Annotated in this window: 23 protein-coding genes and 1 riboswitch; of the genes, 10 read left to right on the plus strand and 13 right to left on the minus strand. The window is 72.3% G+C overall.

The genetic code is table 11. The annotated features are described in order from the left end of the window. Positions 1-8: 8 nt before the first annotated feature. From JOD49_RS15060 to JOD49_RS15075, 4 genes are read right to left on the minus strand one after another with little or no spacing between them, the layout of a single operon-like run. Entirely contained in the window at positions 9-947 is a 939-nt protein-coding gene (locus JOD49_RS15060; RefSeq protein WP_205307886.1) for an ABC transporter ATP-binding protein, read from the minus strand. After that, positions 940-1,872 carry an ABC transporter permease gene (locus JOD49_RS15065; RefSeq protein ID WP_205307887.1) on the minus strand — a complete coding sequence of 311 codons (933 nt, stop codon included), beginning with the start codon at positions 1,870-1,872 and terminating at the stop codon, positions 940-942. The genes JOD49_RS15060 and JOD49_RS15065 overlap by 8 nt, the downstream gene beginning before the upstream one ends. Then, the gene (locus tag JOD49_RS15070) at positions 1,869-3,614 is read right to left on the minus strand and encodes a glycosyltransferase family 4 protein (RefSeq protein WP_205307888.1); all 1,746 of its coding nucleotides are present in this window, start codon (positions 3,612-3,614) and stop codon (positions 1,869-1,871) included. The genes JOD49_RS15065 and JOD49_RS15070 overlap by 4 nt, the downstream gene beginning before the upstream one ends. Next, positions 3,611-4,909 carry a glycosyltransferase family 4 protein gene (locus JOD49_RS15075; protein WP_205307889.1) on the minus strand — a complete coding sequence of 433 codons (1,299 nt, stop codon included), beginning with the start codon at positions 4,907-4,909 and terminating at the stop codon, positions 3,611-3,613. Before JOD49_RS15075 ends, JOD49_RS15070 begins: the two co-directional genes overlap by 4 nt. 236 nt (positions 4,910-5,145) lie before the next feature. Between JOD49_RS15075 and JOD49_RS15080 the strand changes: the two genes are divergently transcribed. The 4 genes from JOD49_RS15080 to JOD49_RS15095 all read left to right on the plus strand — a co-directional run bounded on the left by JOD49_RS15080 (position 5,146) and on the right by JOD49_RS15095 (position 8,961). Further along, positions 5,146-6,249, plus strand: coding sequence for an LCP family protein (locus JOD49_RS15080; protein ID WP_307822571.1), 1,104 nt, complete (start codon positions 5,146-5,148; stop codon positions 6,247-6,249). Next, the gene (locus tag JOD49_RS15085) at positions 6,246-7,031 is read left to right on the plus strand and encodes a DUF6270 domain-containing protein (RefSeq protein ID WP_205307891.1); all 786 of its coding nucleotides are present in this window, start codon (positions 6,246-6,248) and stop codon (positions 7,029-7,031) included. Before JOD49_RS15080 ends, JOD49_RS15085 begins: the two co-directional genes overlap by 4 nt. Positions 7,032-7,150: 119 nt before the next feature. After that, entirely contained in the window at positions 7,151-7,618 is a 468-nt protein-coding gene (locus JOD49_RS15090) for a MarR family winged helix-turn-helix transcriptional regulator (RefSeq protein ID WP_205307892.1), read from the plus strand. Further along, positions 7,615-8,961 carry an MFS transporter gene (locus tag JOD49_RS15095; protein ID WP_205307893.1) on the plus strand — a complete coding sequence of 449 codons (1,347 nt, stop codon included), beginning with the start codon at positions 7,615-7,617 and terminating at the stop codon, positions 8,959-8,961. Before JOD49_RS15090 ends, JOD49_RS15095 begins: the two co-directional genes overlap by 4 nt. Positions 8,962-9,102: 141 nt before the next feature. Here JOD49_RS15095 and serC read toward each other — a convergent pair whose 3' ends face one another. After that, the gene (gene serC / locus JOD49_RS15100) at positions 9,103-10,236 is read right to left on the minus strand and encodes a phosphoserine transaminase (protein ID WP_307822572.1); all 1,134 of its coding nucleotides are present in this window, start codon (positions 10,234-10,236) and stop codon (positions 9,103-9,105) included. A 133-nt stretch (positions 10,237-10,369) separates the two neighbouring features. Between serC and JOD49_RS15105 the strand changes: the two genes are divergently transcribed. The 3 genes from JOD49_RS15105 (at position 10,370) to JOD49_RS15115 (ending at position 13,433) form a co-directional block, all read left to right on the plus strand. Continuing rightward, a complete protein-coding gene (locus JOD49_RS15105; protein ID WP_205307894.1) occupies positions 10,370-11,086 on the plus strand; it encodes an iron-dependent transcriptional repressor DtxR in 717 nt (238 codons plus the stop codon). 261 nt (positions 11,087-11,347) lie between these two features. Continuing rightward, positions 11,348-11,510: riboswitch (cyclic di-AMP (ydaO/yuaA leader) on the plus strand. 2 nt (positions 11,511-11,512) lie between these two features. Further along, positions 11,513-12,298, plus strand: a complete 786-nt coding sequence (locus JOD49_RS15110; protein ID WP_205307895.1) for a C40 family peptidase — start codon at positions 11,513-11,515, stop codon at positions 12,296-12,298. A gap of 187 nt (positions 12,299-12,485) precedes the next feature. Further along, positions 12,486-13,433, plus strand: a complete 948-nt coding sequence (locus JOD49_RS15115) for a universal stress protein (protein WP_205307896.1) — start codon at positions 12,486-12,488, stop codon at positions 13,431-13,433. Positions 13,434-13,512: 79 nt separating this feature from the next. On the opposite strand, the gene JOD49_RS15120 is transcribed toward JOD49_RS15115, so the two are convergent. The 5 genes from JOD49_RS15120 to JOD49_RS20295 form a co-directional block, all read right to left on the minus strand. Next, entirely contained in the window at positions 13,513-14,355 is an 843-nt protein-coding gene (locus JOD49_RS15120; protein ID WP_191796297.1) for an ABC transporter permease, read from the minus strand. Beyond that, complete coding sequence (locus JOD49_RS15125) at positions 14,355-15,464, minus strand: ATP-binding cassette domain-containing protein (RefSeq protein ID WP_205307897.1); 1,110 nt, start codon at positions 15,462-15,464, stop codon at positions 14,355-14,357. Before JOD49_RS15125 ends, JOD49_RS15120 begins: the two co-directional genes overlap by 1 nt. A gap of 279 nt (positions 15,465-15,743) precedes the next feature. Beyond that, positions 15,744-17,015, minus strand: coding sequence for an aspartate aminotransferase type Ic (locus tag JOD49_RS15130; RefSeq protein WP_307822573.1), 1,272 nt, complete (start codon positions 17,013-17,015; stop codon positions 15,744-15,746). Between the two features lie 10 nt (positions 17,016-17,025). Then, entirely contained in the window at positions 17,026-18,288 is a 1,263-nt protein-coding gene (gene rocD / locus JOD49_RS15135; RefSeq protein ID WP_205307898.1) for an ornithine--oxo-acid transaminase, read from the minus strand. Further along, positions 18,285-19,235, minus strand: coding sequence for a dimethylarginine dimethylaminohydrolase family protein (locus JOD49_RS20295; RefSeq protein WP_239525229.1), 951 nt, complete (start codon positions 19,233-19,235; stop codon positions 18,285-18,287). Before JOD49_RS20295 ends, rocD begins: the two co-directional genes overlap by 4 nt. Positions 19,236-19,627: 392 nt before the next feature. Here JOD49_RS20295 and JOD49_RS15145 point away from each other — a divergent pair, with 392 nt between their 5' ends. Continuing rightward, positions 19,628-20,608: a PadR family transcriptional regulator gene (locus JOD49_RS15145; protein ID WP_205307899.1), complete on the plus strand. Its 981-nt coding sequence runs from the start codon at positions 19,628-19,630 to the stop codon at positions 20,606-20,608. Positions 20,609-20,737: 129 nt separating this feature from the next. On the opposite strand, the gene JOD49_RS15150 is transcribed toward JOD49_RS15145, so the two are convergent. The 3 genes from JOD49_RS15150 to JOD49_RS15160 form a co-directional block, all read right to left on the minus strand. After that, positions 20,738-21,307, minus strand: a complete 570-nt coding sequence (locus tag JOD49_RS15150) for an SRPBCC family protein (RefSeq protein WP_205307900.1) — start codon at positions 21,305-21,307, stop codon at positions 20,738-20,740. After that, positions 21,304-22,326 carry a hypothetical protein gene (locus JOD49_RS15155; RefSeq protein ID WP_205307901.1) on the minus strand — a complete coding sequence of 341 codons (1,023 nt, stop codon included), beginning with the start codon at positions 22,324-22,326 and terminating at the stop codon, positions 21,304-21,306. The genes JOD49_RS15150 and JOD49_RS15155 overlap by 4 nt, the downstream gene beginning before the upstream one ends. A gap of 63 nt (positions 22,327-22,389) precedes the next feature. Beyond that, a complete protein-coding gene (locus JOD49_RS15160) occupies positions 22,390-22,863 on the minus strand; it encodes an OsmC family protein (protein ID WP_205307902.1) in 474 nt (157 codons plus the stop codon). 163 nt (positions 22,864-23,026) lie between these two features. Here JOD49_RS15160 and JOD49_RS15165 point away from each other — a divergent pair, with 163 nt between their 5' ends. Beyond that, on the plus strand, positions 23,027-23,866 hold the full coding sequence (locus JOD49_RS15165; protein WP_307822574.1) for a thymidylate synthase: 840 nt from the start codon (positions 23,027-23,029) through the stop codon (positions 23,864-23,866). Beyond that, positions 23,863-24,468: a dihydrofolate reductase gene (locus tag JOD49_RS15170; protein ID WP_205307903.1), complete on the plus strand. Its 606-nt coding sequence runs from the start codon at positions 23,863-23,865 to the stop codon at positions 24,466-24,468. Before JOD49_RS15165 ends, JOD49_RS15170 begins: the two co-directional genes overlap by 4 nt. Positions 24,469-24,501 lie beyond the last annotated feature (33 nt).

The raw sequence follows: 24,501 nt of genomic DNA on the forward strand, positions 1-24,501 counted from the left end.
GCGCACCGCTACCTGCTCTCTGTTGTGTCGCGGGCGCTCTTCCGCTGCCCTCGTACGTGGCGGGGCGCGTAGAACTTCCCCGGTGGCTCTTCGATCGTGACGACGGTCTGCTCGCGTCGTGCGAACGCGTCGTCGATGATCGATCTGGCTTCCTTCGGTCTGTCCTTGGCGATCGCCCAGGCCCACTTGCGGTAGCGCAGGGCGACGTCCTCGGCGGGACCGTCGAGGACGAGACGCCCGTGGTCCAGCCAGATCGCTCGCGTACAGGTCTCCTCGACGGTCTGAGCCGCGTGGCTCACCAGGAACACCGTCCCGGCGTTGTCGCGCAGCCGCTGCATGCGGACCTCGCTGCGTTCCTTGAACGCGGCGTCACCGGTGGCGAGGGCCTCGTCGATCAGGAGGATGTTCGGGTTGGTGGCGGTGGCGATGGCGAAGCGCAGCCGGGAGGCCATGCCCGACGAGTACGACTTCATCGGGAGGTGGATGGACGGACCGAGGCCGGCGAGGCTCGTGACGTCGGGAGCCGCGAGGTCCGTCTCCTCGGGCGTGAGTCCCATGGCCAGGCAGCCGAGCCGCACGTTCTGCGTCCCCGACAGGTCCGGGACCAGTGCCGCGTTGACGCCGATGAGCACCGGGTCGCTCTCCGCGAGGACCTGGCCGCGAGCGGGCCGCTCGAGGCCCGCGATGACCCGCAGCAGGGTGCTCTTGCCGGATCCGTTCTGTCCGACGATGCCGATCTGCTCGCCGGACCTCGCGACGAACGAGATGTCGGACAGGGCCCGGACGATGACCACGGGCGGCCTTCCCAGCAGGGTCCGTGCAGCGTGGGACCAGCCCTTCGCGCGTCGCCGGTCGGAGGTGTCGGTCGAGGGGACGCGGTACCGCACGTGGACGTCCTGGACGGCGACGGTCACGGTCGCGGCGGCGTCGGCGAAGGGGTCAGGCACGGCCGTACGACTCCTCGGCCTGCCAGAAGACGAGGAGGCCGACGACGAGCGTGCCGAAGGCCCACGCGCTCAGGGCCAGCCACGTGCCACCGGCCGGGGTCACCCCGTACAGCAAGCAGTCGCGCACCATGTCGAGCACCATGAACATGGGGTTCGCCTGCAGGACGGTGACGAGGCCCGGGTGCTCGACGAGCTTCTCGAACGAGAAGAACACGGCCGACCCGTACAGCCAGAACCGCATCGAGAGACCGATGATGAGCTTCATGTCGGGGAACCCCGCGGTGATGCGGGCCAGGAGCAGGGCCAGCCCGGTGCAGAAGACGCCCTGCAGGACCAGGACGGCGGGGGTCAGGGCCACCCTCCAGGTCAGGTTCTCCACCGGGGGCAGGACGAGGATCAGGGCGACCATCGCGACGAGGGTCGGGATCATGGCGAGCGCTTCCCTCAGGACCACCGCGATCGGCAGGGCTGCGCGGGGGAACGAGAAGGCCCGCACGAGGTTGCGTCCGTTGAGTATCGAGGCCGCCCCCGAGGTGACGCACTGGGTCGTGAAGGAGAAGAGGAACACGCCGACGATCAGGTACCCGAGGAAGTTGGGGATCCCGCGGCTCGAGCTCATGAGCAGCCCGAAGAGGAGGAAGTAGGCCAGGCCGTCGAGCACCGGCTTCAGGACGAGCCAGGCCGCGCCCAGGACCGTCTCGCGCGTCCCGCTCGTGACCTTGGCCCGCGCGTCGGCCCAGAGGAAGTGGCGACGGTCCCACAGCGACGAGAGGTAGCGCCCCAGAGGGGGGCGAGAACCCACCCGTGCGAGCCGACCCGCCGCGACGATCTCGACGCGCGCCCCGGTCCCGTCGGGCGGTCCCGACGGCTGGTCCACGGCGGGCAGCGCGTGGACCGCGTGGTCCGTGCCCGGTCCGGCGCTCATGCGGAGCCTCCTCCGCACGTGCGGTAGACGTGGTCATAGGTGTCGGCCGCTCTCTCCCAGGTGCGTTCGCGCGCGACCGATCGTCCGGTCGCGACGAGTCGTCGGTAGAGCGCGCGGTCGTCGTGGAGGGCCTCGACGGCGTCGGCCCAGCCGGCGACGTCGTCGGGGTCGACGAGCAGACCCCCGCGCGGGGCGTCGAGCACCTCGGCCAGGGCCGGCAGGTCGCTGGCCACCACCGGTCTGCCGATCGCCATGGCCTCGACGGGCTTGAGGGGCGTGACCAGCCGGGTGACCCGATCGTCGCGGCGCGGCACGAGGAGGACGTCGAGCGCGGCCGTGTACCGCGGCGCCTGCTCGCGCGGGACCCGGCCCGGGAGGACGGCGTACCGACCCAGGTCCAGGTCGTCGGCGAGGCGGACGAGGTCAGGACGGCAGACCCCGTCGCCGACGATCAGCGCCGACACGTCGAGGCCGCGCCGCCGGAGCAGCGCGACGGTCCGCAGGATCGTGGCGTGCCCCTCGTATCCGACGAGGCTGCTCACGGACCCGACGACGAAGGACGCCTCGGGCAGCCCCAGCGACGCCCGCGCCGCGGCGGGCTCGGGGTGCTCGGACAGGAGCGACGAGCTCACGGCGTTCGGCACGACCGTGATCCGCTCCGGGGGGACGCCGCGCGAGACCAGCTCGTCGCGCAGGGTCGCGCTCAGCGTCACGACGGCGTCGGCCGAGATCGCGAGCTCGGTCTCCTTCGCGCGGAGCAGCGTCCGTCGCTCGGAGCGCTCCGCGGTGGCGCGGGCGGCGGGCGTCGCGTGCGAGGCGACCCAGGTCTCCTCGGGCAGCCCGCGGACCTCGTAGACCCACGGGAGGCCCAGGCGCAGGGCCGCTGCGCGGGTCACCTCGCCCGTGGTGATCCCCGGGGTCGTGGTGTGCAGGAGGTCGGGTCCGAGCTGCTCGGCGCACCGGACGAGCAGGTCGGTCGCGTCCGTGAAGCGTCGGGCGGGATCGTTCGCGAGGCGCCGCGGGATCAGCCGCCGGTAGGTGACCCCGTCGACGACGTCGACCCCGCGCGCGCCCAGCGTCCCGATGGTCACGGGGTAGCCCGGGCGGGTGGTCGCCTCGACCCTCACCCCCGAGCCCTGCTGCGCGGTCAGGATCGCGTGGCTGCGCAGGGTGTACCCGCTCTGCGTGTGGGGCAACGAGTTGGTGAGATGGTGCAGCACCGTGAGCTGCGCCGTCGGGCTGACGGGGGCGGGCAGGCGAGGCCGGACCCGTGGCCGAGTCTCGAGCGCACCGACCTGGCCCAGGAGGTTCCTCAGGACGCGCCGCTCGGCCCGGCCCGTCGCGTGCGCGGCGCGGAGCGCGGTGACGTCGCCCCGTGCCCAGTGGGCGCGCAGGCCCGCCGGGCCGGGGGAGGCGATGCCGTCCAGCAGGTCGGGGCGCCCGACGGCGACGGCCACCTCGGAGCCGATCCGCGACCGCCCGCCCGACGACTCGAGCAGGCGGGACGCTTCGCGTGCGGCACCCGGCGAGTCTCCCGCGAGGAGGGACGCGAGCGCCCGGGGGGCCGACGGCGACGCGGCCAGGCCCAGCACCCGGACCGCGGCCGCGCGCACGGTCGGCGAGGAGCGTCGTGCGGCCTGGATCAGGAGCCAGACGGGGTCGTCGAGGAGCGCGCGCGACCCGAAGGACGTGACGAGACGGACGTTGCGCGCGAGCTCGCGCAGAGCGGGAGGGCGGCTCATCGGGCGAGCCCGTCGAGCAGAGCGAGGTAGGACCCTGCGAGGACGTCGTCGTTCGCGTGCGCCGCGACCCAGGTGCCCGCGGCGCGACCCGCGACGGGGGTGCCCCCGGCGGCGAAGCGTGCCCAGAGGTCCGCCAGCGCGTCGACGTCCCCGGGTGGCACGACGTCACCGGCCTCGAGGGCCAGGACCAGCTCGGCCGCCTCGCCCGCGATGCACGCCGTGACGTGGCGTCCGGACGCCATGACCTCGTAGAGCTTGGACGGCACGGTCCACTGGAAGGGCTCCCAGTCGCGCAGCGAGACCACCAGGGTGTCGGACCACGCGTACAGGGCGACGATCTCCTCGTGCGGGACGCTGGGGGCCACCGTGACGGGCGCGCCCAGCGACCGGGCCAGCTGGTCGAGCCGACCGGCCTCGCTGCCGGCACCGACGAGCCTGACCTCGATGGCCAGCCCACGGGCCGCGACGAGAGCCGCTGCGCGGACCACGACGTCGAGCCCCTGCGAGCGCCCGAGCGTGCCCGCGTAGACGGCGCGGAACGGTCGCGGCGCGAGACCGGGGGACGCGCGGTCCACGGTCGGCTCGATGGACGTGAAGGCCGTGCCGTTGCGCACGACCGCGACGTCACGTGCTCCGCGGGCGCGGACGACGTCGGCGAAGGTCTCGGTCGTGGTCACGACCAGGTCGGCGCGGGACTGCAGCCTCGTGATGACACGGTGGGCGAACGTCGTCGCGAGCGCGCGCCAGGTCCTGCGGTCCGCGAGCGAGCCGGTGAGGATCCCGCTGGGGCGGATGAGGTCCGGCCAGGCGTCGCGCATCTCGACCACCAGGGAGGCGCGGAACATCCGTGCCAGCAGCCACGCCGCGAACATGCTCGGGATCCCGGGCACGGTCCCCACGACGATCGTGGGCCGGACGTCGCGGCCTCGGAGGTGTCGCCATCCGAGCGCTACGGAGCTCAGCGCGGCCACGAGGTGGTCGGCGGTCCGGGAGACCAGCGAGGGGCCGTGCTCCCGATAGCGGACGCGGACGATCCGCTCGCCGTGCGCTCCCGTGGAGACGGTCCCTGGACGGAGGTCCTCGTGGCCCGGGGCGAGCGTCCCGCCGGGATAGTGGGGCGGGGGAGCGAGCACGCTCACGTCGACACCCGATCCGACGAGCCGCGCGACCAGAGATCCCCAGCGTCGTTGAGGGGCGCCGGTCTCCGGGGCGTAGTGGTGGGTGACCAGGAGGAGGCGGTGCCGGGCGGGCGTGTCGCCACGACGGTCGACCCGGGGTGAATCGCTGCGTGCCATCGTGTCCTTCCCGCTCTCGGTGAGACGGTGGTACCGGTGCGACCGTCCGGTCTTCTGGTGACGTCGACGGACCCGAACGGTCGCTGCACTTACGTCCCACAAGTTCGCTGCGCACATCCCTTCGCCTATGCACGGAGCCGACGTGTCAGGCGACCTCACCCGTGGAACGGGCGAAAACCCTGCGTCCGGGCCCTGTCGGACGGCAATCGCGCGACATCGCTCCTAAGATGCAAGCCGTGTCGGACTTCGAGCTCCTGTCCCCAGCGGACCCGCCCACCCCCAGCCCTGACGACAGGCGCCCCGGCCGTCGCCGCGCCCGTGCGGGACGGCGTGGGAGCAGGACCGCCCTGGTCGTCCTCGGCGCCCTCGTCGCCGTGATCTGCCTCGGGGGCTTCGCGGCCGTCGTCGCGTTCCGGCAGAGCCTCGACCGGAACATCGAGAAGCTCGCCGACCCGTTCGCGGACCTCACGGACCGCCCGGCGCCCGCGCCGACCGACCCCGACCTGCCCGACGAGGCGGTCAACATCCTGGTGCTCGGGTCGGACAGCCGGATCTCGGCCGGTGACCCGTCGCAGTGGAAGGCAGGCGCCCAGCGCACCGACGCGATCATGCTCGTCCACCTGCCCGCGGACAGGAAGTCGGCACAGGTCGTCTCCTTCCCCCGGGACAGCTGGGTGCCGATCCCCGGGCACGGCGAGGCCAAGATCAACGCAGCCTTCTCCTACGGAGGGCCGGCGCTCATGATCGAGACCGTCGAGCAGCTCACCGGCGTGCGCATCGACCACTTCGCCCTGACCGACTTCACGTCCTTCACCACGCTCACCGACGCGCTCGGCGGAGTCCTGATCCGCATCCCCGAGGACATCGGCGACGGGAAGAAGGTCCAGTTCGCAGCGGGTGTGCACAACCTGTCCGGGGAAGAGGCTCTCGCCTACACCCGCCAGCGCCACGGCCTCGCCAACGGTGACTTCGGGCGCGCGCAGCGCCAGCAGAACTGGATGCGATCGATCCTCGCGAAGGTCAACAACAACCGCAACGACGTGCCCAGGATGACGTCCTTCTTCACGGCCTTCAGCGAGTCCGTGGCGGTCGACGAGGGCTTCACCATGGACCGGATCCAGGACCTCTACCTGAGCGCGCGGGGCCTGTCGACCAACGACGTCACGTTCCTCACCGCGCCTCATGCCGGCACGGGACGGTCCGCCGACGGTCAGTCGATCGTCGTCCTGGACCGCGGCCTGCTCGATCCCCTCATGGCTTCCTTCGCGGACGACACCTCCGGCCGGTTCGTCGAGGAGAACAAGGGCGTGCTCGCCGTGCTCCCACCCACGGTGAAGTGACCGGGGCCGTCGACCTGCCCGGCCCCGTGGCCTTCTCCGTCCTCGTCCACGGGAGCTGCGTCACCCGGGACGCCTTCGCGCTGCCGGGCGAGTCGAGGTTCCGGCTCGTCGACTACTACGCGCGCAGCTCTCTCGCGAGCGCCTTCGCCGACCACGGCCTGGAAGGGGTCGACACCTCGACCATCGCGTCGCCCTTCCAACGGCGCATGGTCGAGCGGGACCTCGGCAAGCAGTTCTGGCGCGGGCTCGCCGGGGTGCGGGCGGACGTCCTCGTCGTCGACCTCGTCGACGAGAGGTTCGGGATCCTGGTCGACGACCGCGCCGGGGTCGGCACACCCTCCGCAGAGCTCCTCCGCGCCGACGGCCTCTCGCCGGACCTGCATCGCGCCGGTCCGGGGACGGCCGACTTCCTGTTGGCCTGGGAGGCCGGTCGTCGTCGCTTCATGGTCGAGGCGCGGGCCGCCGGGCTGATCGATCGCATCGTCGTGCACCAGGCCCGCTGGGCCGAGGTGTGCGCCGACGGGACGCTGTTCGACCACCGGGCGACGGCCGACGCGAACGAGCTGCTCGAGCACATGTACGGGCGACTGCGGCTGGACCTTGCTCCTCACCAGTTCGTCCGGGTGCCCGCACGGCTCGCGGTCGGCGACCCGGACCATCGTTGGGGCCGGTCGCCCGTGCACTACACCGAGGAGTACTACCGGACGTTCCTCGACCTGCTCGCCGAGGGCCTGGTCGCCCGCTCGGCACCGCCGCGTGCGGCGGACCCGGCCCGCGGTTGATCCGCCCCGTGCGGCCGACCCGGCCCGCTCGGCCCACAGCGTCTCCTCGACGTCGCACGGGGGGGTGATCTCGCTCACGACCCATTTCCTTACTTAAGGTAATGAGTTAAGGTAAAGAGATGCCTCCTGCGGAACAGACCACGCCCTCGTCCCCCACGAAGGCGCAGTGTCGGCCCGCGACCCTCGGCGGCAACCTTCGCGTCGCCCTCACGCGCGTCTCGCGCGCGCTGCGCTCGCAGCGTGGCGGCGCCGACCTCCCCGAGGGGCAGTTCGGTGTCCTGACCGTCCTGCACAAGCACGGCGAGATGACCCCCGGCGCGCTCGCGACGCACGAGCGCATCAAGCCCCCGTCCATGACGCGCACCGTGAACGCGCTCGTCGAGCTCGGACTCGTCCACAAGCTCGAGCACGCGACCGACAAGCGGCTCGTCGTCGTGGCCCTCACCGAGGCCGGCGTCCTCGAGGTCAAGGAGACCCGACGGCGCCGCGACGCGTGGCTGACCCAGCAGCTGACCAGTCTGACCCCCGACGAAAGAGAGACCTTGGCCCGCGCCAGTGACCTGTTGACCCGGATCGCCGCCCGATGAGCGCGACGTTCTCCTCCCTCAAGTACTTCAACTACCGCCTCTGGTTCGGGTCCGCGCTCGTCGCGAACATCGGCACCTGGATGCAGCGCATCGCGCAGGACTGGCTCGTCCTGACCGTCCTGACCGCGAACTCCGGCGTCGCCGTCGGTGTCATCACGGCCCTGCAGTTCGCACCCGTGCTCGCGCTGTCCGCCTGGGCGGGCGTCCTCGCGGACCGGCTGCCGCGCCGCAAGATGCTCATGGCCACCCAAGGGGCCTCGGGCCTGCTCGCGCTGGGCCTCGGCGCGCTCGTGCTCTCGGGCAACGTCGAGCTGTGGCACGTCTACGGCTTCGCGCTCGCGCTCGGGTGCGTCTCCGCGCTCGACGGACCGGTGCGCCAGACCTTCGTCGCCGAGATGGTCCCGAGCGACAAGCTGTCGAACGCCGTGGGCCTCAACAGTGCCTCGTTCAACGCCGCACGGCTCATCGGCCCGGGCGTCGCCGGCCTGCTGATCGCCGCCGTGGGCACCGGCTGGGTCTTCATCATCAACGGCATCAGCTTCGGCGCGACGATCTTCGCCCTGTCGCGCATGCGGACCCGGGAGATGCACAAGCTGCCCAGCGCCTCGCGCGAGAAGGGGCAGATCCGCGAGGGCATCCGGTACGTGCGCGGCCGCTCCGACATCATCGTCATCATGGTCGTGCTGAGCGTCGTCTCGACGTTCGGGCTCAACTTCCAGCTCACGTCCGCGATGATGGCGCGCGTCGAGTTCGGGATGGGGGCGGGGGAGTACGGCATGCTCGGGTCGATCCTCGCGATCGGGTCGCTGACCGGCGCGCTCATGGCGGCCCGCCGCGAACGCCCCCGCGTGCGGCTCGTGATCGGGTCCGCGTTCGGCTTCGCGATAGCGACCGGCGTCATGGCCCTCATGCCGAGCTACACGACGTTCGCGATCGCCTGCATCCCCGTCGGGTTCATGTCGTTGACCATGATGACCGCGGCCAACACGACCATCCAGATGACGACGGACCCGGTCATGCGCGGGCGCGTCATGTCGCTGTACATGATCGTGTTCCTGGGTGCGACGCCCGTCGGTGCGCCGATCGTCGGCTGGATCGCCGAGGCCTACGGGCCGCGCTGGGCGATCGGGATCGGTTCCCTCACGGCGCTGCTGGTCTCCGTGGGGGCCGCGATCTGGGCCATGCGGAACTGGAAGTTCACGGTCAGCTACCGCGTGACCCAGCGCCCGCACCTCCTGGTGACCTACCCCGAGGGCGGCGCGGCCCGCCGGGTCGGGGCCCGCGGCGAGGCGCGCAACCGGCTCGGTGTGGACGACGCGGAGGATGCCGCGTCGGCTGCCTGACGGCTCGCGGCCCGACGGCGGCGCTCGCCTGCCGACGTCGCGTCCCCGACGACGTCGCGTCCCCGACGACGTCGCTCGGCCCGGGACGCACGACGCCCGCCCCGCCGTTCGTCGGCAGGGCGGGCGTCGTGCGTCGACGGGTCAGGCCAGGGCGTCGACCACGAAGTCGATGCTGCGCGTGAGCAGCTCGACGTCCGTGGGCTCGATCGCGGGGAACATCCCGATCCGGAGCTGGTTGCGCCCGAGCTTGCGGTAGGGGAACACGTCGAGGATGCCGTTGGCGCGCAGCGCGGCGATGACCTGCGTCGCGTCGATCGACTCGTCGAGGTCGATCGTCCCGACGACCGTGGACCGGTCCTCGGGGCGCGCCACGAAGGGGGTGGCCCAGTCGCGCGACTCCGCCCACGAGTACAGGGTCCGGGCCGAGGACGCGGACCGGGCGCTCGCCCACTCGAGGCCGCCCTGCTCGTTGAGCCAGTCGACCTGCTCGGCGAACGTCACGAGCGTCGCGACCGCCGGGGTGTTGAGGGTCTGGTCCTGGCGGGAGTTCGTGATCGCCGCGCCGAGCGAGAGGAACTCGGGGACCCAGCGGTCACCGGACTCGATCTCCTGGGCGCGCGCCACGGCGTCGGGGGACATGATGGCGACCCACAGCCCGCCGTCGGACCCGAAGACCTTCTGCGGGGCGAAGTAGTAGACGTCCGTCTCCGCGAGGTCGACCGGGAGGGCGCCCGCGCCCGACGTCGCGTCGACCAGGGTGAGCGCCCCCTGCTCGCGTGAACCCGCGACGCGGCGCACGGGGGCCACGGCCCCCGTCGAGGTCTCGTTGTGGGGCCAGGCGTAGACGTCGATCCCGTCCGCGGCCTCGGGGACGGCCACCGAACCCGGGGGAGCGGTGATGACCTGCGAGGCCTCGAGGAACGGTGCACGCGTGGTCGCGGTCGCGAACTTGGCGCCGAACTCGCCGAACGCCGCGTGCTGGGCGCGCTCGCGCACCAGGCACAGCGTCGCGACGTCCCAGAACGCCGACGAGCCGCCGTTGCCCAGGACGACCTCGTAGCCGTCCGGGGCGTCGAAGAGCTCGGCGAGGCCCGACCGGATCCGACCGACCAGGGACTTGACCGGTGCCTGACGGTGGGAGGTCCCCAGGAGGGACGTGCCGGCCTCCGAGAGCGCGCGGACCTGCGCCTCGCGGACCTTGGAGGGGCCGCAGCCGAAACGGCCGTCGCTGGGCAGCAGGTGCGGGGGGACGGTGATCTGGGTGGGCTCAGGCACGGGGCAACGATAGTCCGGCCTGGCGCGAACACCGCTCGCCGTCCACAATGTCGGTGGCTCGGACCTAAACTAGTGGTCAGCGGCCCGCCGGTGCGGCAGGTGCCCCCAAGCCCCCAAGCGACAGGAGCGCGACGTGACCGACCTGATCGACACCACCGAGATGTATCTGAAGACGATCTACGAGCTGGACGAGGAGGGGATCGTCCCTCTGCGTGCGCGGATCGCGGAGCGGCTGGGTCATTCGGGTCCGACGGTCTCTCAGACGGTGGCGCGCATGGAGCGTGATGGTCTGGTCGTGGTGACGGGGGATCGTCATCTGGAGCTCACTCCTGAGGGTCATGCGAAGGCGCAGCGGGTGATGCGCAAGCACCGGTTGGCGGAGCGGTTGCTGACCGATGTGATCAAGCTGGACTGGGAGTTCGTGCACGTGGAGGCGTGCCGGTGGGAGCACGTGATGAGCGAGCTCGTGGAGAAGCGGTTGATCGGTCTGCTCGACCACCCCCACCACGACCCGTACGGCAACCCGATCCCGGGCCTGTCGGAGCTGGGCGAGGACATCGTGGAGATCGAGTACCTCGACGGGGTCGTCGCGTTGCCCGCGTTCGTGGCCGCGGCCGACCGTGCGGGGCGCGTGCCGGGCGCGCTGCGCGTGGTCGTGCAGCGCATCGCCGAGCCCCTGCAGACCGACACGGACCTGCTCGCGCGCCTGGCGGCCGCGGGCATCCTGCCCCGCCAGGAGGTCACGATCACCCCCGAGGCCGGGGGGTTCACCGTCTGGGCCGACGGCGCCGAGACCGTCCTGGACCTGCCCGACGACGTCGCCCGCCACCTCTTCGTCACCGCCCCCTGACCACCACCCACCCCACACACCCCCGCACCGCCCCGCACCCCCCACCCGGGATGCGGGGCGACGTGCTGCCCGGGACGCGCGAGGAGCGACGGCCGGGGGCCCGGGGCAACGGTCTTGTGCCGGTTCGTCCCGTTGTGCGGGGCCCTTTCAGGACGTCGTGATGGGAACGTGACATTCACCCCGGGGTCGTGTACGTTCGGTTCTGCTTCACGGAAGACTCATTCGTCGAAGCCCTCGCGCGGAACGCCTAACCCTGTCACCGCGAGAGGAACACCACGACCCGATGACAGGGACGGGGGACCCAAATTCGGGTACCGGCAACGGTGCCCTTGGGGTGAAGCCAGAAGGACCTCGGTCCGGACGGCCGGGTGATTCTCCCACCCGAACCCGACAGCTGACCTCGCAGGCGTCCAGGAGAGGTAACTAGTGACTGCAGTGACGAACGGCGCACGGCATCGTGCCGCACGGCGCCCGCTTTCCACCCTTGCTTCGGCGGCGACGGCTTCCTCCGTCGGCCGCCGCACCGCTGTCGTCGCTGCCTCGTCGGGACTCATCGTCTCGATGCTGGGTGGTACGGCCGCCAACGCAGCACCCGTCGAGCAGGACTCGACCAAGCTCAACACCGTCGACCTGAACGCGCTGACGGCCCAGGCCCGTGCCGCGCTCGAGTCCGCCCCGGCCGTCACGGTCGCCGCCGAGGCCGGCTTCGCGATCGAGAGCGCGGCCGTCGCCGTGACCCCCGCGCCGGAGCCCGTCGTCGAGCGCGTCGTCCAGACGCGCGCCACGCAGACCCCGTCGCGCTCCAACGAGCGCACCTCCGTCGCCGCCACCACGGCGACCACCGAGACGGCTGCCGCCGTCCAGGTCCCGGCCTCGGCTGCCGGCTCCTCGATCGTCTCGATCGCCAGCCGCTACGTGGGCGTCCCGTACGTCTACGGCGGCACCTCGCCCGACGGCTTCGACTGCTCGGGCTTCACCCAGTACGTCTTCGCTCAGGCCGGCATCAGCCTGCCCCGCACGTCGAGCGGCCAGGGCAGCGTCGGCACCAAGGTGTCGGCCGCCGACGCCCAGCCCGGCGACCTCATCTGGACCCCCGGTCACATCTCGATCTACGCCGGTGACGGCATGCAGATCGACGCTCCGCGTCCCGGCAAGACCATCCAGATCCGTCAGATCTGGCAGTCGAACCCGACGTTCATCCGCGTCGCCTGAGACCACCCGGACCAGCGGACGACCCTCCGCGAGACCGGCCGAGAACCCCGTCCTTCCGCTTCGTGCGGGAGGGCGGGGTTCTTGCGTCGGCCCAGTCTCCCGGAACGTGCGCGCCGGTGGGACTTTGCCAGTTCTTTCGATAGGTTTGTCTCAGGATGGACGTTTGCCCTCGGAAGGAGACGGAACCATGACCCGTGCCCAGATCGTGCTCGTCGGTGTCGACGGATCAACCCCCAGTCTGCACGCGCTGGACTGGGCGGCCGCGTACGCCCGTCAGGTCGGATGGCCCCTGCACATCGTGTGTTCGTACTCGCTTCCTTCCTTCACCGCGGCCTCGCTCGACGGTGGCTACGCGGCCCTCGACGACACCGCGATCCAGGAGGGGGCCAAGGCGGTTCTCGCCGAGGCCACCCAGCGCGCAGAGGCGGCGGGCGTCAGGACGACCGCGGCGATCGCGACGGGCGACGCCGCCGGCGTGCTCGTCGAGCTCTCGAAGGACTACGGGCTGGTCGTGGTCGGCACGAGGGGCCGGGGTGGGTTCACCGAACGCCTGCTGGGCACCGTCTCGTCGGCGCTGCCGGCCCACTCGAGGTGCCCCACGGTCGTCGTGCCGTTCAAGAGCGGGCCGGGCGACGAGGAGCTCCCCGCTGTCACCCCGCTCAAGCGGATCGTCGTCGGCGTCGACGGTTCGCCGTCGGCCGACATCGCGCTCCGGCACGCGATCAAACAGGCGCGGGCGTGGGGAGCCGAGCTCGTGGCCGTCGCGGGGGTGCCCGTCGGTGCAGGTGCGGGGCTCCTCGCATGGCTGCCCGCCTCGATCGACCACCAGCAGGTGCTCGACGACATCACCGAGGGGCTCAACGTCATCGTGGACCGCCACGAGGCCGAGAATCCCGACGTGCCGATCAAGCGCATCGTCCTGGACGGCACCGGTGCCGAGCTGCTCACGGAGTTCTCCACGGCGTCGGACCTCGTCGTGGTCGGTTCCCGGGGGCGCGGTGGGTTCACGGGCCTGTTGCTCGGTTCCACGAGCCAGGCCGTGCTGCACCACTCGGCGTGCCCCGTGATGGTCGTGACCAAGCGCTGCGAGGACGACAAGGCACCTGCTGACGGCGGCCGGCCGCCGGCTCGCTGACCGAGCCCCTCGTCCGCCGTGCCGGAGCGGGCGTGACCTCGAGGTCGCGCCCGCTCCGGCACGCCGGGGCCGCTCAGGCTCAGTTGCGGGTCCGGTACAGGTGCATCGTGATCGGCGCGAAGATCGCGGTGAGCACGACCGAGGCCAGCAGCACCCACCCGATCTGGTCGAACGTCGCCGTCCCGGCCATGAGCGCGCGCACCGCGGTGGCCAGGTGGCTCACCGGGTTGATCTCGGCCCAGGCCTTGAGGCCCGAGGGCATGGTGTCCGGGTTCACGAAGATGTTCGACGCGAACGTCAACGGCATGAGGACCAGCATCGAGACGCCCATGACCGCGTTGGGGGTGCGCATCACGAGCCCCAGGATCGTGAAGATCCAGCTGATCGCGAACGCGAAGACCAGCAACAGGGCGACGGCCAGGAGGACGCCGACCACCCCGCCGTCGGGCCGGAAGCCGATCGCGAGCCCCAGCCCGACCGTGATCGCCGAGGCGATCGTGTAGCGGACCGTGTCGCCCAGGAGCGCCCCGACGATCGGGGCGGGGCGCCAGATGGGCAGCGAACGGAACCGGTCGAACACGCCCTTGGTGATGTCGGTGTTGAGCGTGAAGCCTGTGTACACCGTGATGATCAGGACGGTCTGCACCAGGATGCCGGGCAGCAGGTACTGCAGGTACGTCTCGGGGTCTCCCGCGATCGCGCCGCCGAACAGGTACGTGAACATGAGCGTGAAGATGATCGGCGTCAGCGTCACGTCGAAGAGCTGCTCCGGCACGTGCTTGATCTTGAGCAGCGCGCGCCACGCGAACGTGAAGGTGTTCGCGAGCGGCGAGGGCCTCGTCGGGTGCTGGTCGATCGCGATCGCCGCGCGCAGGACCTGCGCCTCCGGCGTCGTGATCACCTCGGTCTGAGTCGCGGCCATCAGGCCACCTCCCCGGTGCTGGTGCGGTTGCCGGCGCGACGTGCGTCGTCACTGCCTCGATCGTCGCCGCGACGTGGCGTGCGTCGCCCTCTACGGTCGGTCTGGTCTGCGTCGGCGGAGGGGGCGCCACCGTCGGCGTCGGGACGGCCACCCTCGTCGACCGGCTGGCCCGTGATGGCCAGGAACACCTCGTCCAGGCTCGGCTGCCCCAACGTGAACTCGGGCACGGAGATCCCGGCGTCGGCGAGCGCGGGCAGGAGCTGCGCCACGAGGTCCGCGCCGTCGTCGGGCACGCGTGCGGAGAACGCGTACGGGTCCTGGGCGAGCGCGACCTCCGCGCCGAGCACCCGCTCGACGATCTCCGCTGCTCGGCCGCGGTCGCCCGAGGAGGCGAGGCGCAGCGTCACCGAGCCCTCGCCGACCGAGCGCTTGAGCTCGGTCGCGGTGCCCTCGGCGATGACCTTGCCGTGGTCGATGACCGCGATGCGGTCCGCGAGCTGGTCGGCCTCCTCGAGGTACTGCGTCGTGAGCAGGACGGTCGCGCCGTCGGCCACCAGGACCCGGACGATGTCCCAGACCTGGTTGCGGCTGCGGGGGTCGAGGCCGGTCGTGGGCTCGTCGAGGAACAGCACGCGCGGGCTCATGACGAGGCTCGCAGCGAGGTCGATGCGGCGGCGCATTCCGCCCGAGTACGTCTTGACGGGCCGGTTCGCGGCCTCCGCGATCCCGAAGGCCTCCATGAGGTCCAGGGCGCGGCGCTTCGCGGCGAGCGTCGTGAAGCCGTACAGGCGCGCGATGACGACGAGGTTCTCGGCGCCTGTGAGGTCCTCGTCGACCGACGCGTACTGGCCCGTGAGCCCCACGAGCGAGCGGACGGCGTCGGGCTGGGCGAGGACGTCGTGGCCCAGGACGTGGGCGGTCCCGGCGTCGGGCCGCAGGAGCGTCGTGAGCATGCGGACGGCCGTCGTCTTGCCCGCGCCGTTGGGGCCCAGCACCCCGTAGACCGTGCCGGTCGGGACGGCCAGGTCGATCCCGTCGACGGCCCGGGTCTCCTTGAAGTGCTTGACGAGGCCGTGGGCCTCGATCGCGAGTTCTGGTGCGCTGGTCATACGTGCTCCCTGTGTCGTGGGTGGTGCACGGGTCTGTCCAGTGGTCGACTGCGACGAGCGCGAGAACTCATCGGCGCCAGGACGGTCGAGATGCTCGTCTCCCGGGCGGGCGCCCAGGGCGGCTGCGTCGACGGTGGCCCAGGTCTCCATCATGCGACGACGGGCGGCCGTGGACCAGGGGTCCGGGCCGCCCGTCGGGAGCGGTGCGTGCTGCGGTCGTGCGAGAGAACGTGTCAGAACGAGCGTGCCCTCGAGGTCACGCTCGTTCTGACACGCTCGTCAGTCCTCCGCAGCCGCCTTCTCGGCCGCCGCGAGCAGCGCGCACGTCGCGACGCCGTCGATCGCGACGCGCACCTCGTCGAGCGGGGGCAGCGTCGGGGCGAGGCGGATGTTGGCGTCGTGGGGGTCCTTGCCGTACGGGAACGTGGCCCCCGCGGGCGTCAGGGCGATGCCCGCCTCCTTGGCGAGCCGGACGACGCGCGCCGCGGTGCCCGGCACCACGTCGAGCGACACGAAGTACCCGCCGAGCGGCGCGGTCCACGAGGCGCCGGAGCCGGTACCCAGGCGCTCGCGCAGGATCGTGTCGACGGCCTCGAACTTGGGGGCGATCACGTCGCGGTGCTTGCGCATGTGGGCGCGCACGCCCTCGGCGTCGCCGAAGAACTGGGCGTGACGGAGCTGGTTGATCTTGTCCGGGCCGATCGACTGGGCCGCGAGGTGCTTCTTGTACCAGGCGATGTTGGCCGGGGAGGCGCCCAGGAAGGCGACCCCCGCGCCCGGGAACGTGATCTTGGAGGTCGAGGCGTAGAGCAGCACGCGGTCCGGGTTGCCGGCCTCGGCTGCCAGGGCCAGGGCCGGGGCGGACTCGGTCTCGACGTCCGTGAGGTGGTGCACCGCGTACGCGTTGTCCCACAGGATGCGGAAGTCGGGGGCTGCGGCAGGCATCGAGACGAGGCGCTGGGCGACCTCGCGCGAGACCACGGAGCCGTCCGGGTTCGCGTAGGTCGGCACGACCCACATGCCCTTGATGCTCGGGTCGTCCGCGACGAGCGCGGCGACGGCCTCGGCGTCGGGGCCGTCGGCCGTCATGGGGACCGTGACCATCTCGATGCCGAACGCCTCGCACAGCGCGAAGTGGCGGTCGTAGCCCGGGACCGGGCACACGAACCGCACCTTCTCCTCGCGTGACCACGGCCGCTCGGAGCCGGGCAGGCCGAACAGCATGGCGAACGCGAGCGTGTCGTGCATGAGCGTGAGGCTCGCGTTGCCCCCCGCGAGGAGCTGGTCGACGGGGACGTCGAGGAGCTCGGCGAAGATGCGGCGGATCTGCGGCAGGCCGTCGAGCCCGCCGTAGTTGCGCACGTCGGTGCCGTCGGCGTCGGTGACCGTTCCTGCGCCCGGCAGTGCCAGGAGGGCGTCGGAGAGGTCGAGCTGCTCGGCGGAGGGCTTGCCGCGGGTCAGGTCGAGCTTCAGGCCGAGGGACTGCAGGTCTGCGTAGGCCTGCTGCCACTCGGCGAGGCGGGTGGAGGTGTCAGAGGCAGGAGTGGTCACCCTCCGGACTCTACCGATCCGTGGCGAGCTGCGTCAGGGCGTCACGCAGAGCGGCCATCCCGAGGTCGAGGTCTGGACGGTCGATCACGAGCGGGGGTGCGAGGCGGATGGTCGAGCCGTGCGTGTCCTTGGCCAGGACGCCCCGCGCGAGCAGGGCTTCGCACAGGTCGCGGCCCGTCCCGCGGGTGGGGTCGAGGTCGAGACCGGCCCACAGCCCGACGCCCCGGACGCCCGTCAGCAGACCGTCGTCGACGAGGCTCGCGAGGCGTGCGTGCAGGTGGGCGCCGAGGTCCCGGGCCCGCGCCTGGTGCTCGCCCGTCTCGAGGAGCCCGACGACCGCGAGACCGACGGCGCACGCGAGCGGGTTGCCGCCGAACGTCGACCCGTGGGTGCCGGGCGTCAGGACGCCGAGGACGTCGCTGCTCCCGACGACCGCCGAGACGGGGACGACGCCGCCGCCCAGCGCCTTGCCGAGCGTCACGAGGTCCGGCTTCACGTCCCACAGCTCGCACGCGAGCGTGGTCCCGGTCCGGCCCAGGCCGGACTGGATCTCGTCGGCGATCAGCAGGACGCCGCGCTCGTCGCACACGCGGCGCAGGGTCGGCCAGTAGTCGTCCGGGGGCACGACGACGCCCGACTCTCCCTGGATCGGCTCCATGAGGACGGCCACGGTGGTCTCGTCGATCGCGTCGGCCACGGCCTGCGCGTCGCCGTAGGGTACGAGGCGGAACCCGGGCGTGAACGGGTCGTAGCCGTCCCGCGCGTCGGGGTCGTCGGAGAACGACACGATGGTCGTTGTGCGCCCGTGGAAGTTCCCGTGCCCGACGACGATGCTCGCCTGCCCGGCCGGTACGCCCTTGACCTCGTAGCCCCACTTGCGGGCGATCTTGATCGCGGTCTCGACGGCCTCGGCGCCCGTGTTCATGGGGACCATCATCGAGGTCGCGCCCGGACCCGTTCCCTTGACCAGCGGCCCGATCAGGTGCGTCAGGCGGTCCGCGAACGGGTGCAGGAGGTCGTGGTCGAACGCGCGCGAGGTCAGGGTCACGCGCCCGAGCTGCTCGGTCGCGGCGTCGATCAGGGTGGGGTGCCGGTGCCCGAAGTTGAGCGCCGAGTACCCGGCGAGCAGGTCGAGGTAGCGTCGACCGTCGACGTCGGCGACCCAGGCGCCCTCGCCCGTGGCGAGGGTCACGGGCAGCGGGTGGTAGTTGTGCGCGAGGTGGTCGCCGGCGGGGGAAGGGATCTCGACGGCGGTGGGCTGGACGGTGCTCATGAGCGGATCTCCAGCGTGCAGCACTTGGCTCCGCCGCCGCCGCGCAGGAGCTCGGACGTGTCGACCGCGACGGTCTCGTAACCGCGCTCCGCGAGAGCTCCGGCGAAGTGGGTCGCGGCGGGGGTGTGGACCACGTGCCGCCCGTCGCTCACGGCGTTGAGCCCGAGCACCAGGGCATCGGCCTCGGTCGCGTGGTGCGCGTCGGGGAAGCGCTCGGCCAGGAGCTCCTGGGACGCGGGGGAGAAGGCGGGTGGGTAGTACGCGAGGTCCACGCTCACGTCCGTCGCAGGGCGGGCCGTGCCCGGGTGCGGTGCGCTGTCGGGGTGGGCTGCGTCGTCGGGCAGGGGAGCGAGGAACGGCGGCGGCGTGCCGCCCGGCGCGACCCCAGGCGCTCCCTCGCTGCCGCGCAGCACCACGAGCGCCGTGTCGAGGTGGTAGAAGCGCGGGTCGACGAGCTCGAGCGTGACGACCTCGCGCCCCCAGAGTCCCGCGGCTTCCCGGTGCGCGCTGCGCTCGGTGCGAAATCCCGTCCCGGCCAGGACGACGTCGCCCGCGACGAGCAGGTCGCCCTCGCCCTCGTTGACGTGGTCGGCCGAGTGGGTCACGTACCCACGGTCGGCGAACCACTTGAGGTAGGCCGGGCCCTCGGGTGCCCGCTCGGGGTGGCGGAACAGCGCCGAGTAGACCAGGCCGTCGACGACGGTCGCGCCGTTGGCCGCGTAGACCATGTCGGGCAGGCCGGGCTCGGGGTCGATCTGCTCGACGCGGTGCCCGAGGTCGAGGTAGACGTCGCGCAGGCGCTCCCACTGGGAGACGGCGAGCGCGGTGTCGACCGGGAGGGCGCGGTCCATCCACGGGTTGATCTCGTAGCTGACCGTGAAGTACGTGGGGCGGCACATCAGGTAGTGCCGGGGGACGTGCGTGGGTCCCGGGGTGCTGGTCGTCATCTGCGCCTCTGTCTGGTCCGGTGCGGGCGTGGGACGTGCGACGGTGCGGGGTGTGCGTCGTTGCACGGTGACTGCTGAGCGGGTGCCGGTCCCGTGGCGCGAGTGCCCCGGGTCCTTCCCGTCACTGTACGACCTGGACGGTTCCCGCGCGGGCTCCGCAACCCGATCGAGATCGGGGGTTGACTATCGATACGTCAACGATATATCTTTAACTCATCGACGCAGAGAGTGCGTAGCCATTCGCACCCGTGTCGACGATCCGGATGCAGGCCGAGGCTCCGTCGGACGACCGACGACAACCCGCCCGCACCCGTCCCCCGAGCATCGCTCGGCGTGCCCCTGCGGAGGGGCTCCCACAGACACAGACACACGCACTCGTCAGGAGACATCCCATGCGTACCCCCCATCAGCACCCAGACTCTTCCCGTCCGCCCCGCGACCGCTCCGGCCGCGCAGGTGCCTTCGACCCCTTCGGGGGTCGACCCCGTCGCCGACGCGACGACTTCCCCGAGCAGGGCGAGGGCTTCGGCCCCGACTTCGCGGGTGACTTCCCCGGGGGCCCGCGCGGTCGCCGCGGCGGTCGTCCCGACGGCGCCGGAACCCCTGACGGCTCGGGTCGCGGTGACCGCTCCGGTCGCGACGGCTCCGGGCGACCGGGCCGTGGCGCCGACGGCGCACCCGACCGCCAGGGCCCTCACGACCACGGTCACCACGACCACGGCCACCACGGTCACGACGAGCGGTTCGACGACCGCTTCGAGGGCCGCGGTCCCCGCGGGCACCGCGGCGGACCGGGAGGCGGCCCCGGTGGCGGCCCGCGCGGCCGAGGCCACCGTGGCCCCGGTGGCCGCGGACCGGGCGGTCGTGCCGGGCGCGGCGACATCCGCGCCGCGATCCTGCTCCTCCTCGCCGAGGAGCCCATGCACGGCTACCAGGTCATCCAGGAGATCGGCGAGCGCACCTCGGGTGCGTGGCGGCCGAGCCCCGGCGCGATCTACCCCGCTCTGAGCCTGCTCGAGGACGAGGGTCTCGTGACCATCACGGCCGAGGGCGGGCGCAAGCTCGCGAGCCTCACCGACGACGGTCGCACCTACGTCACCGAGCACGCCGACGAGCTCGGTACCCCCTGGCAGGACGTCGCCGACGGCGGGGTCCGCCCGGCCCGGCAGCTCCGGGGGGCGCTCGCGTCGGTCGCGGCCGCCCTCCAGCAGGTCGCGCGGTCCGGTTCGGACGAGCAGGCCGCCCAGGCCGTCGCGCTCCTCGAGCGCACGCGTCGCGAGCTCTACCTGATCCTCGCGGGCCCGGCCGAGACGCCGGCCGACGAGACGCCGGCAGCCCCGGAGACCCCGGCCCCGGAGGCCGAGGAGGCCTGACCCCCACGGTGCTGAACATGCGGTTGGCGTCGGAATCCAGCCGGAATCCGACGCCAACCGCATGTTCGGCCGACGCCAACCGCATGTTGGGCACCGGCACCGGCACCGTGGAGGGGCTCGGCCTCAGCCTCAGCCCCGGGCCACCATGCGGTCCAGACGGCGCAGCGACAGCCGGATCATGAGGTCCAGCACGCGTGCGGCGAACGGGGCCGTCACCGCCCTGGGCAGCGGACCCGCGAGGTACACGTCCTCCCACCAGGTCACGGCGCACCGCGCGAGGGGCTCGTGCGGTGACGTGGAGGGCAGGTGATGGCCCGCGAGGGGCACGACGACGATCCCCGCCTCCCCGAGCAGCGCCGGCCCGAGCTTCAGGTAGGTCGCGTGACCCGCCTGCCCCTCGGCCCCGGGCGGTTCCCACCGCGTGATCCGCATCCGGTCCGGGAACCCCGCCGCACCCTGCGGGGCGAACGGCCCCGAGACCATCGTGAACTCGGCGCCCACCCCCGGCCGCCAGGCGGTCGCGGGCACCGGCGAACCATCGGGACCGTGGAACACGCCGCGGCTGAGCGGCACCCACCGCGGATGCGTCCGCACGTCCGCGACCAGCGCGAACGCGCGCTCGGCGCTGAGCGGGAGCACGTGCGTGAGCTCGACGCGGCCGGTCGTCGACGTGCGTCCCCCCGGGTCCCCAGGGGTCACGAGGACTTCTTGGGGCGGCGCCAGCGCACCGACCGGATGCCGCGCGGCGTGCCGTCCGTCGGGCCCGTGCCACCGGCCCGTCGTGCGGCCGCTCGTTCGGCCGCCTCGTCGACCACCCCGGGGCCCGCACCGGGCACCGGGGCGTCGACCAGGCTGAACCGGTCGGCAGGTGCGGGGACGAGCAGCGGGGGAGCGGCGCCGTCGGGCACCTCGACGACCTCCAGCACGGGCCGGAACGTCTGGGGCGGCGGTCCGAAGGCTCGCCGCGTCTGGGTGATCACGGTCTTGCCGAGCGCGCGCGAGCCCGCGACGCCCACGACCGCGCCCACGCCGAACGGCACGAGCCGCCCGATCGCGAGGCCACCGTGCTTGACCATCTGGGTGCGCAGGAACTTGTTCGTCAGGGCCTTGTTGACCTGCTTGAGCGTGCTCGACGGCATGCTCGTCATGAGGACCTTGCCCCAGGCCATGGCGGACCCGCCCACGGCCTTCTCGACCTGCTGCGAGCCCTTGTCGCCGAGGACCGACGCGAGCAGGAAGGCACGACGGCGGGCGGCGTCGTCGACCTCGAAGCCGTACACGTCCGCGACCGCGAGGGAGAACGCGGCGGAGGACCCGAAGTACGTCGCGACGTCGCTCGCGGTCAGGGCGATGCCCACGCCCGTGCCGACCGCCGGGATCGCCGCGGCCGCCCCGACCGCGCCGCCGGCCGTGCCGATGACCAGGAGGTACTCCCGCTCGAGGATCCCGATGATCTGCGCGGGAGACGCGTGCGGGTTGCGGCGGCGCAGCCCGTCGACGTGCGCGTGGATGACCGACGACGGGATGGTGACGGCCTTGTCGAGCGCGGCGTCGAGCAGGGGAGTGCCCCGCAGGTCGCCCCAGTCGTCGGTCGGTGTCCCCTCGGGGACGTCCTGGACCGCGGCCAGGTGCGCGTGCGGCTGCGGTGCTGGTCGTACGCTGTCCGACGTTCCCCAGACGGCCATCTGGGCGTCGGTGTCCTTCTTCTTGCGACCCATCGGACGACTCCCTCCTGTGGCGGCTGCGACCCGGCGACCCGTGGTCGCAGGATCAGGCGGCGATCACTCGCCGACCGCACCCACGACCGGGCCGAAGGTGTGCTCCACTGTCGCACCGTTCTTGACCGTTCGCCCCACGGTGCACGTGGTCTCGATCGCGCGGTCCGCGACCTTCAGGAGACGCTCGCGCGCGTCGTCCTCGAGGCCCGTCAGGTCGATCTCGAAGTGCTCCGTGATGGCCGTGTAGCGGTCCTCGGCCATGTCCTTGGCGCCGTCGACACGGATCGTGACCTCGTAGTCGTCGCCCAGGCGGCGTGCGAACGGCGCGTCGCTGCTCATGCCCGCGCACGCGGCCAGCGCGATCTTGAGGAGCTCGCCGGGCGTGAAGACCGCACCCGCGCTCGCGGGGCCGATCGACACGCTCGCACCGCGCGCCGAGAAGCCGGTGTACGTGCGGGTGCCGGTGCGCTCGACCCACAGGGCGTCCGTCGCGGACGGGGACGACGCGGGGATCTCTTCGGCTGCGGTGTTCGTCATGCTGCTGATCTTCCCATCCTCGGGGTGCGGCCGTTCCGTGCGACCGGTTCCCGGACCAACGTCGGCCGCAGACCGCGCATTCCCCGGACGAGTCATCGGTTTCACAGCCTGGAAGGGGTCCACGAGTGCGCTGTGGGGAGACTCCCTCTCTAGACTGGCACCCGTGGTCACCGTCAGCGACAGCTCCAGCGCGCCCATCAGCTCTCCCGTCCCGACGCCCTACGAGGACCTCCTCCGGCTCGTCCTGGAGACCGGGACGCACAAGTCGGACCGCACGGGGACGGGGACGCGCAGCGTGTTCGGCCACCAGATGCGCTTCGACCTGTCGCAGGGCTTCCCGCTCGTGACGACCAAGCGCGTGCACCTGAAGTCGATCGTCTACGAGCTGCTGTGGTTCCTGCGCGGCGACTCGAACGTGCGCTGGCTCCAGGAGCACGGCGTGAAGATCTGGGACGAGTGGGCCGACGAGGACGGCGAGCTCGGCCCCGTCTACGGCGTCCAGTGGCGCTCGTGGCCCACGCCCGACGGGCAGCACGTCGACCAGGTCAGCCAGGTCCTCGAGACGTTGCGCACCGACCCGGACTCGCGGCGCATGATCGTCTCGGCGTGGAACGTGGGCGAGCTCGACAAGATGGCCCTGCCGGCCTGCCATGCGTTCTTCCAGTTCTACGTCGCCGACGGCAAGCTCTCGTGCCAGCTCTACCAGCGCAGCGCGGACCTGTTCCTGGGCGTCCCGTTCAACATCGCCTCCTACGCGCTGCTCACGCACATGGTCGCGGCGCAGTCGGGGCTCGAGGTCGGCGACTTCGTGTGGACGGGCGGCGACTGCCACATCTACGACAACCACGTCGAGCAGGTGCGCGAGCAGCTCAGCCGTGCGGCCTACCCGGCCCCGACGCTGCGCCTGGCCCCGCGCGACTCGCTGTTCGACTACACGTACGAGGACGTCGAGGTCGTGGGCTACCAGCACCACCCGACGATCAAAGCACCGGTGGCGGTGTGAGCCGTCCGGTCGTCGGACTGGTCTGGGCGCAGGCGCGCGACACCCAGGGCCGTCCCGTGATCGGAGCCCGTGGCGGGATGCCGTGGCACCTGCCCGAGGACCTCGCGCACTTCCGCCGCGTCACCACGGGCCACCCGGTCGTCATGGGCCGCGTCACGTGGGACTCGCTCCCGCCGCGCTTCCGTCCCCTGCCGGGCCGGCTCAACGTGGTCGTCACGCGCCAGGAGGACTGGCTGCCCGACGGCGCCGCCCACCCGGGCGGCCCCGCCACCGGCGTCGTGGTCGCCCCGTCGGTCGAGCAGGGGCTGGCGCTCGCGTCGGCCGCGGCCGAGGAGTCGGGCTCGGGGCAGGTCTGGGTCATGGGTGGCGCACAGGTGTACACCGCGACCCTGCCGCTCGCGGACCGCTGCGTCGTCACGGAGATCGACCTCGTGGTGGACGGCGACGCCTTCGCGCCCGCGCTCGCGGCCGGTCCGGACGGCGACTGGGCGCTCGCGGGATCGCCGGGCTCTCCCGGCGTCGCGGGGGCGGCCCTCGACGGCTGGCAGACCTCGGCCGACGGCGTCCGGTTCCGGTTCCTCACGTACGAGCGGCGTCGCTAGCCCGGACCGACCGGGCCGCGCCCTCGCCTGCGG

Source organism: Oerskovia jenensis, from assembly GCF_016907235.1.
In the GTDB taxonomy this organism is placed as follows: Bacteria; Actinomycetota; Actinomycetes; order Actinomycetales; family Cellulomonadaceae; genus Oerskovia; species Oerskovia jenensis.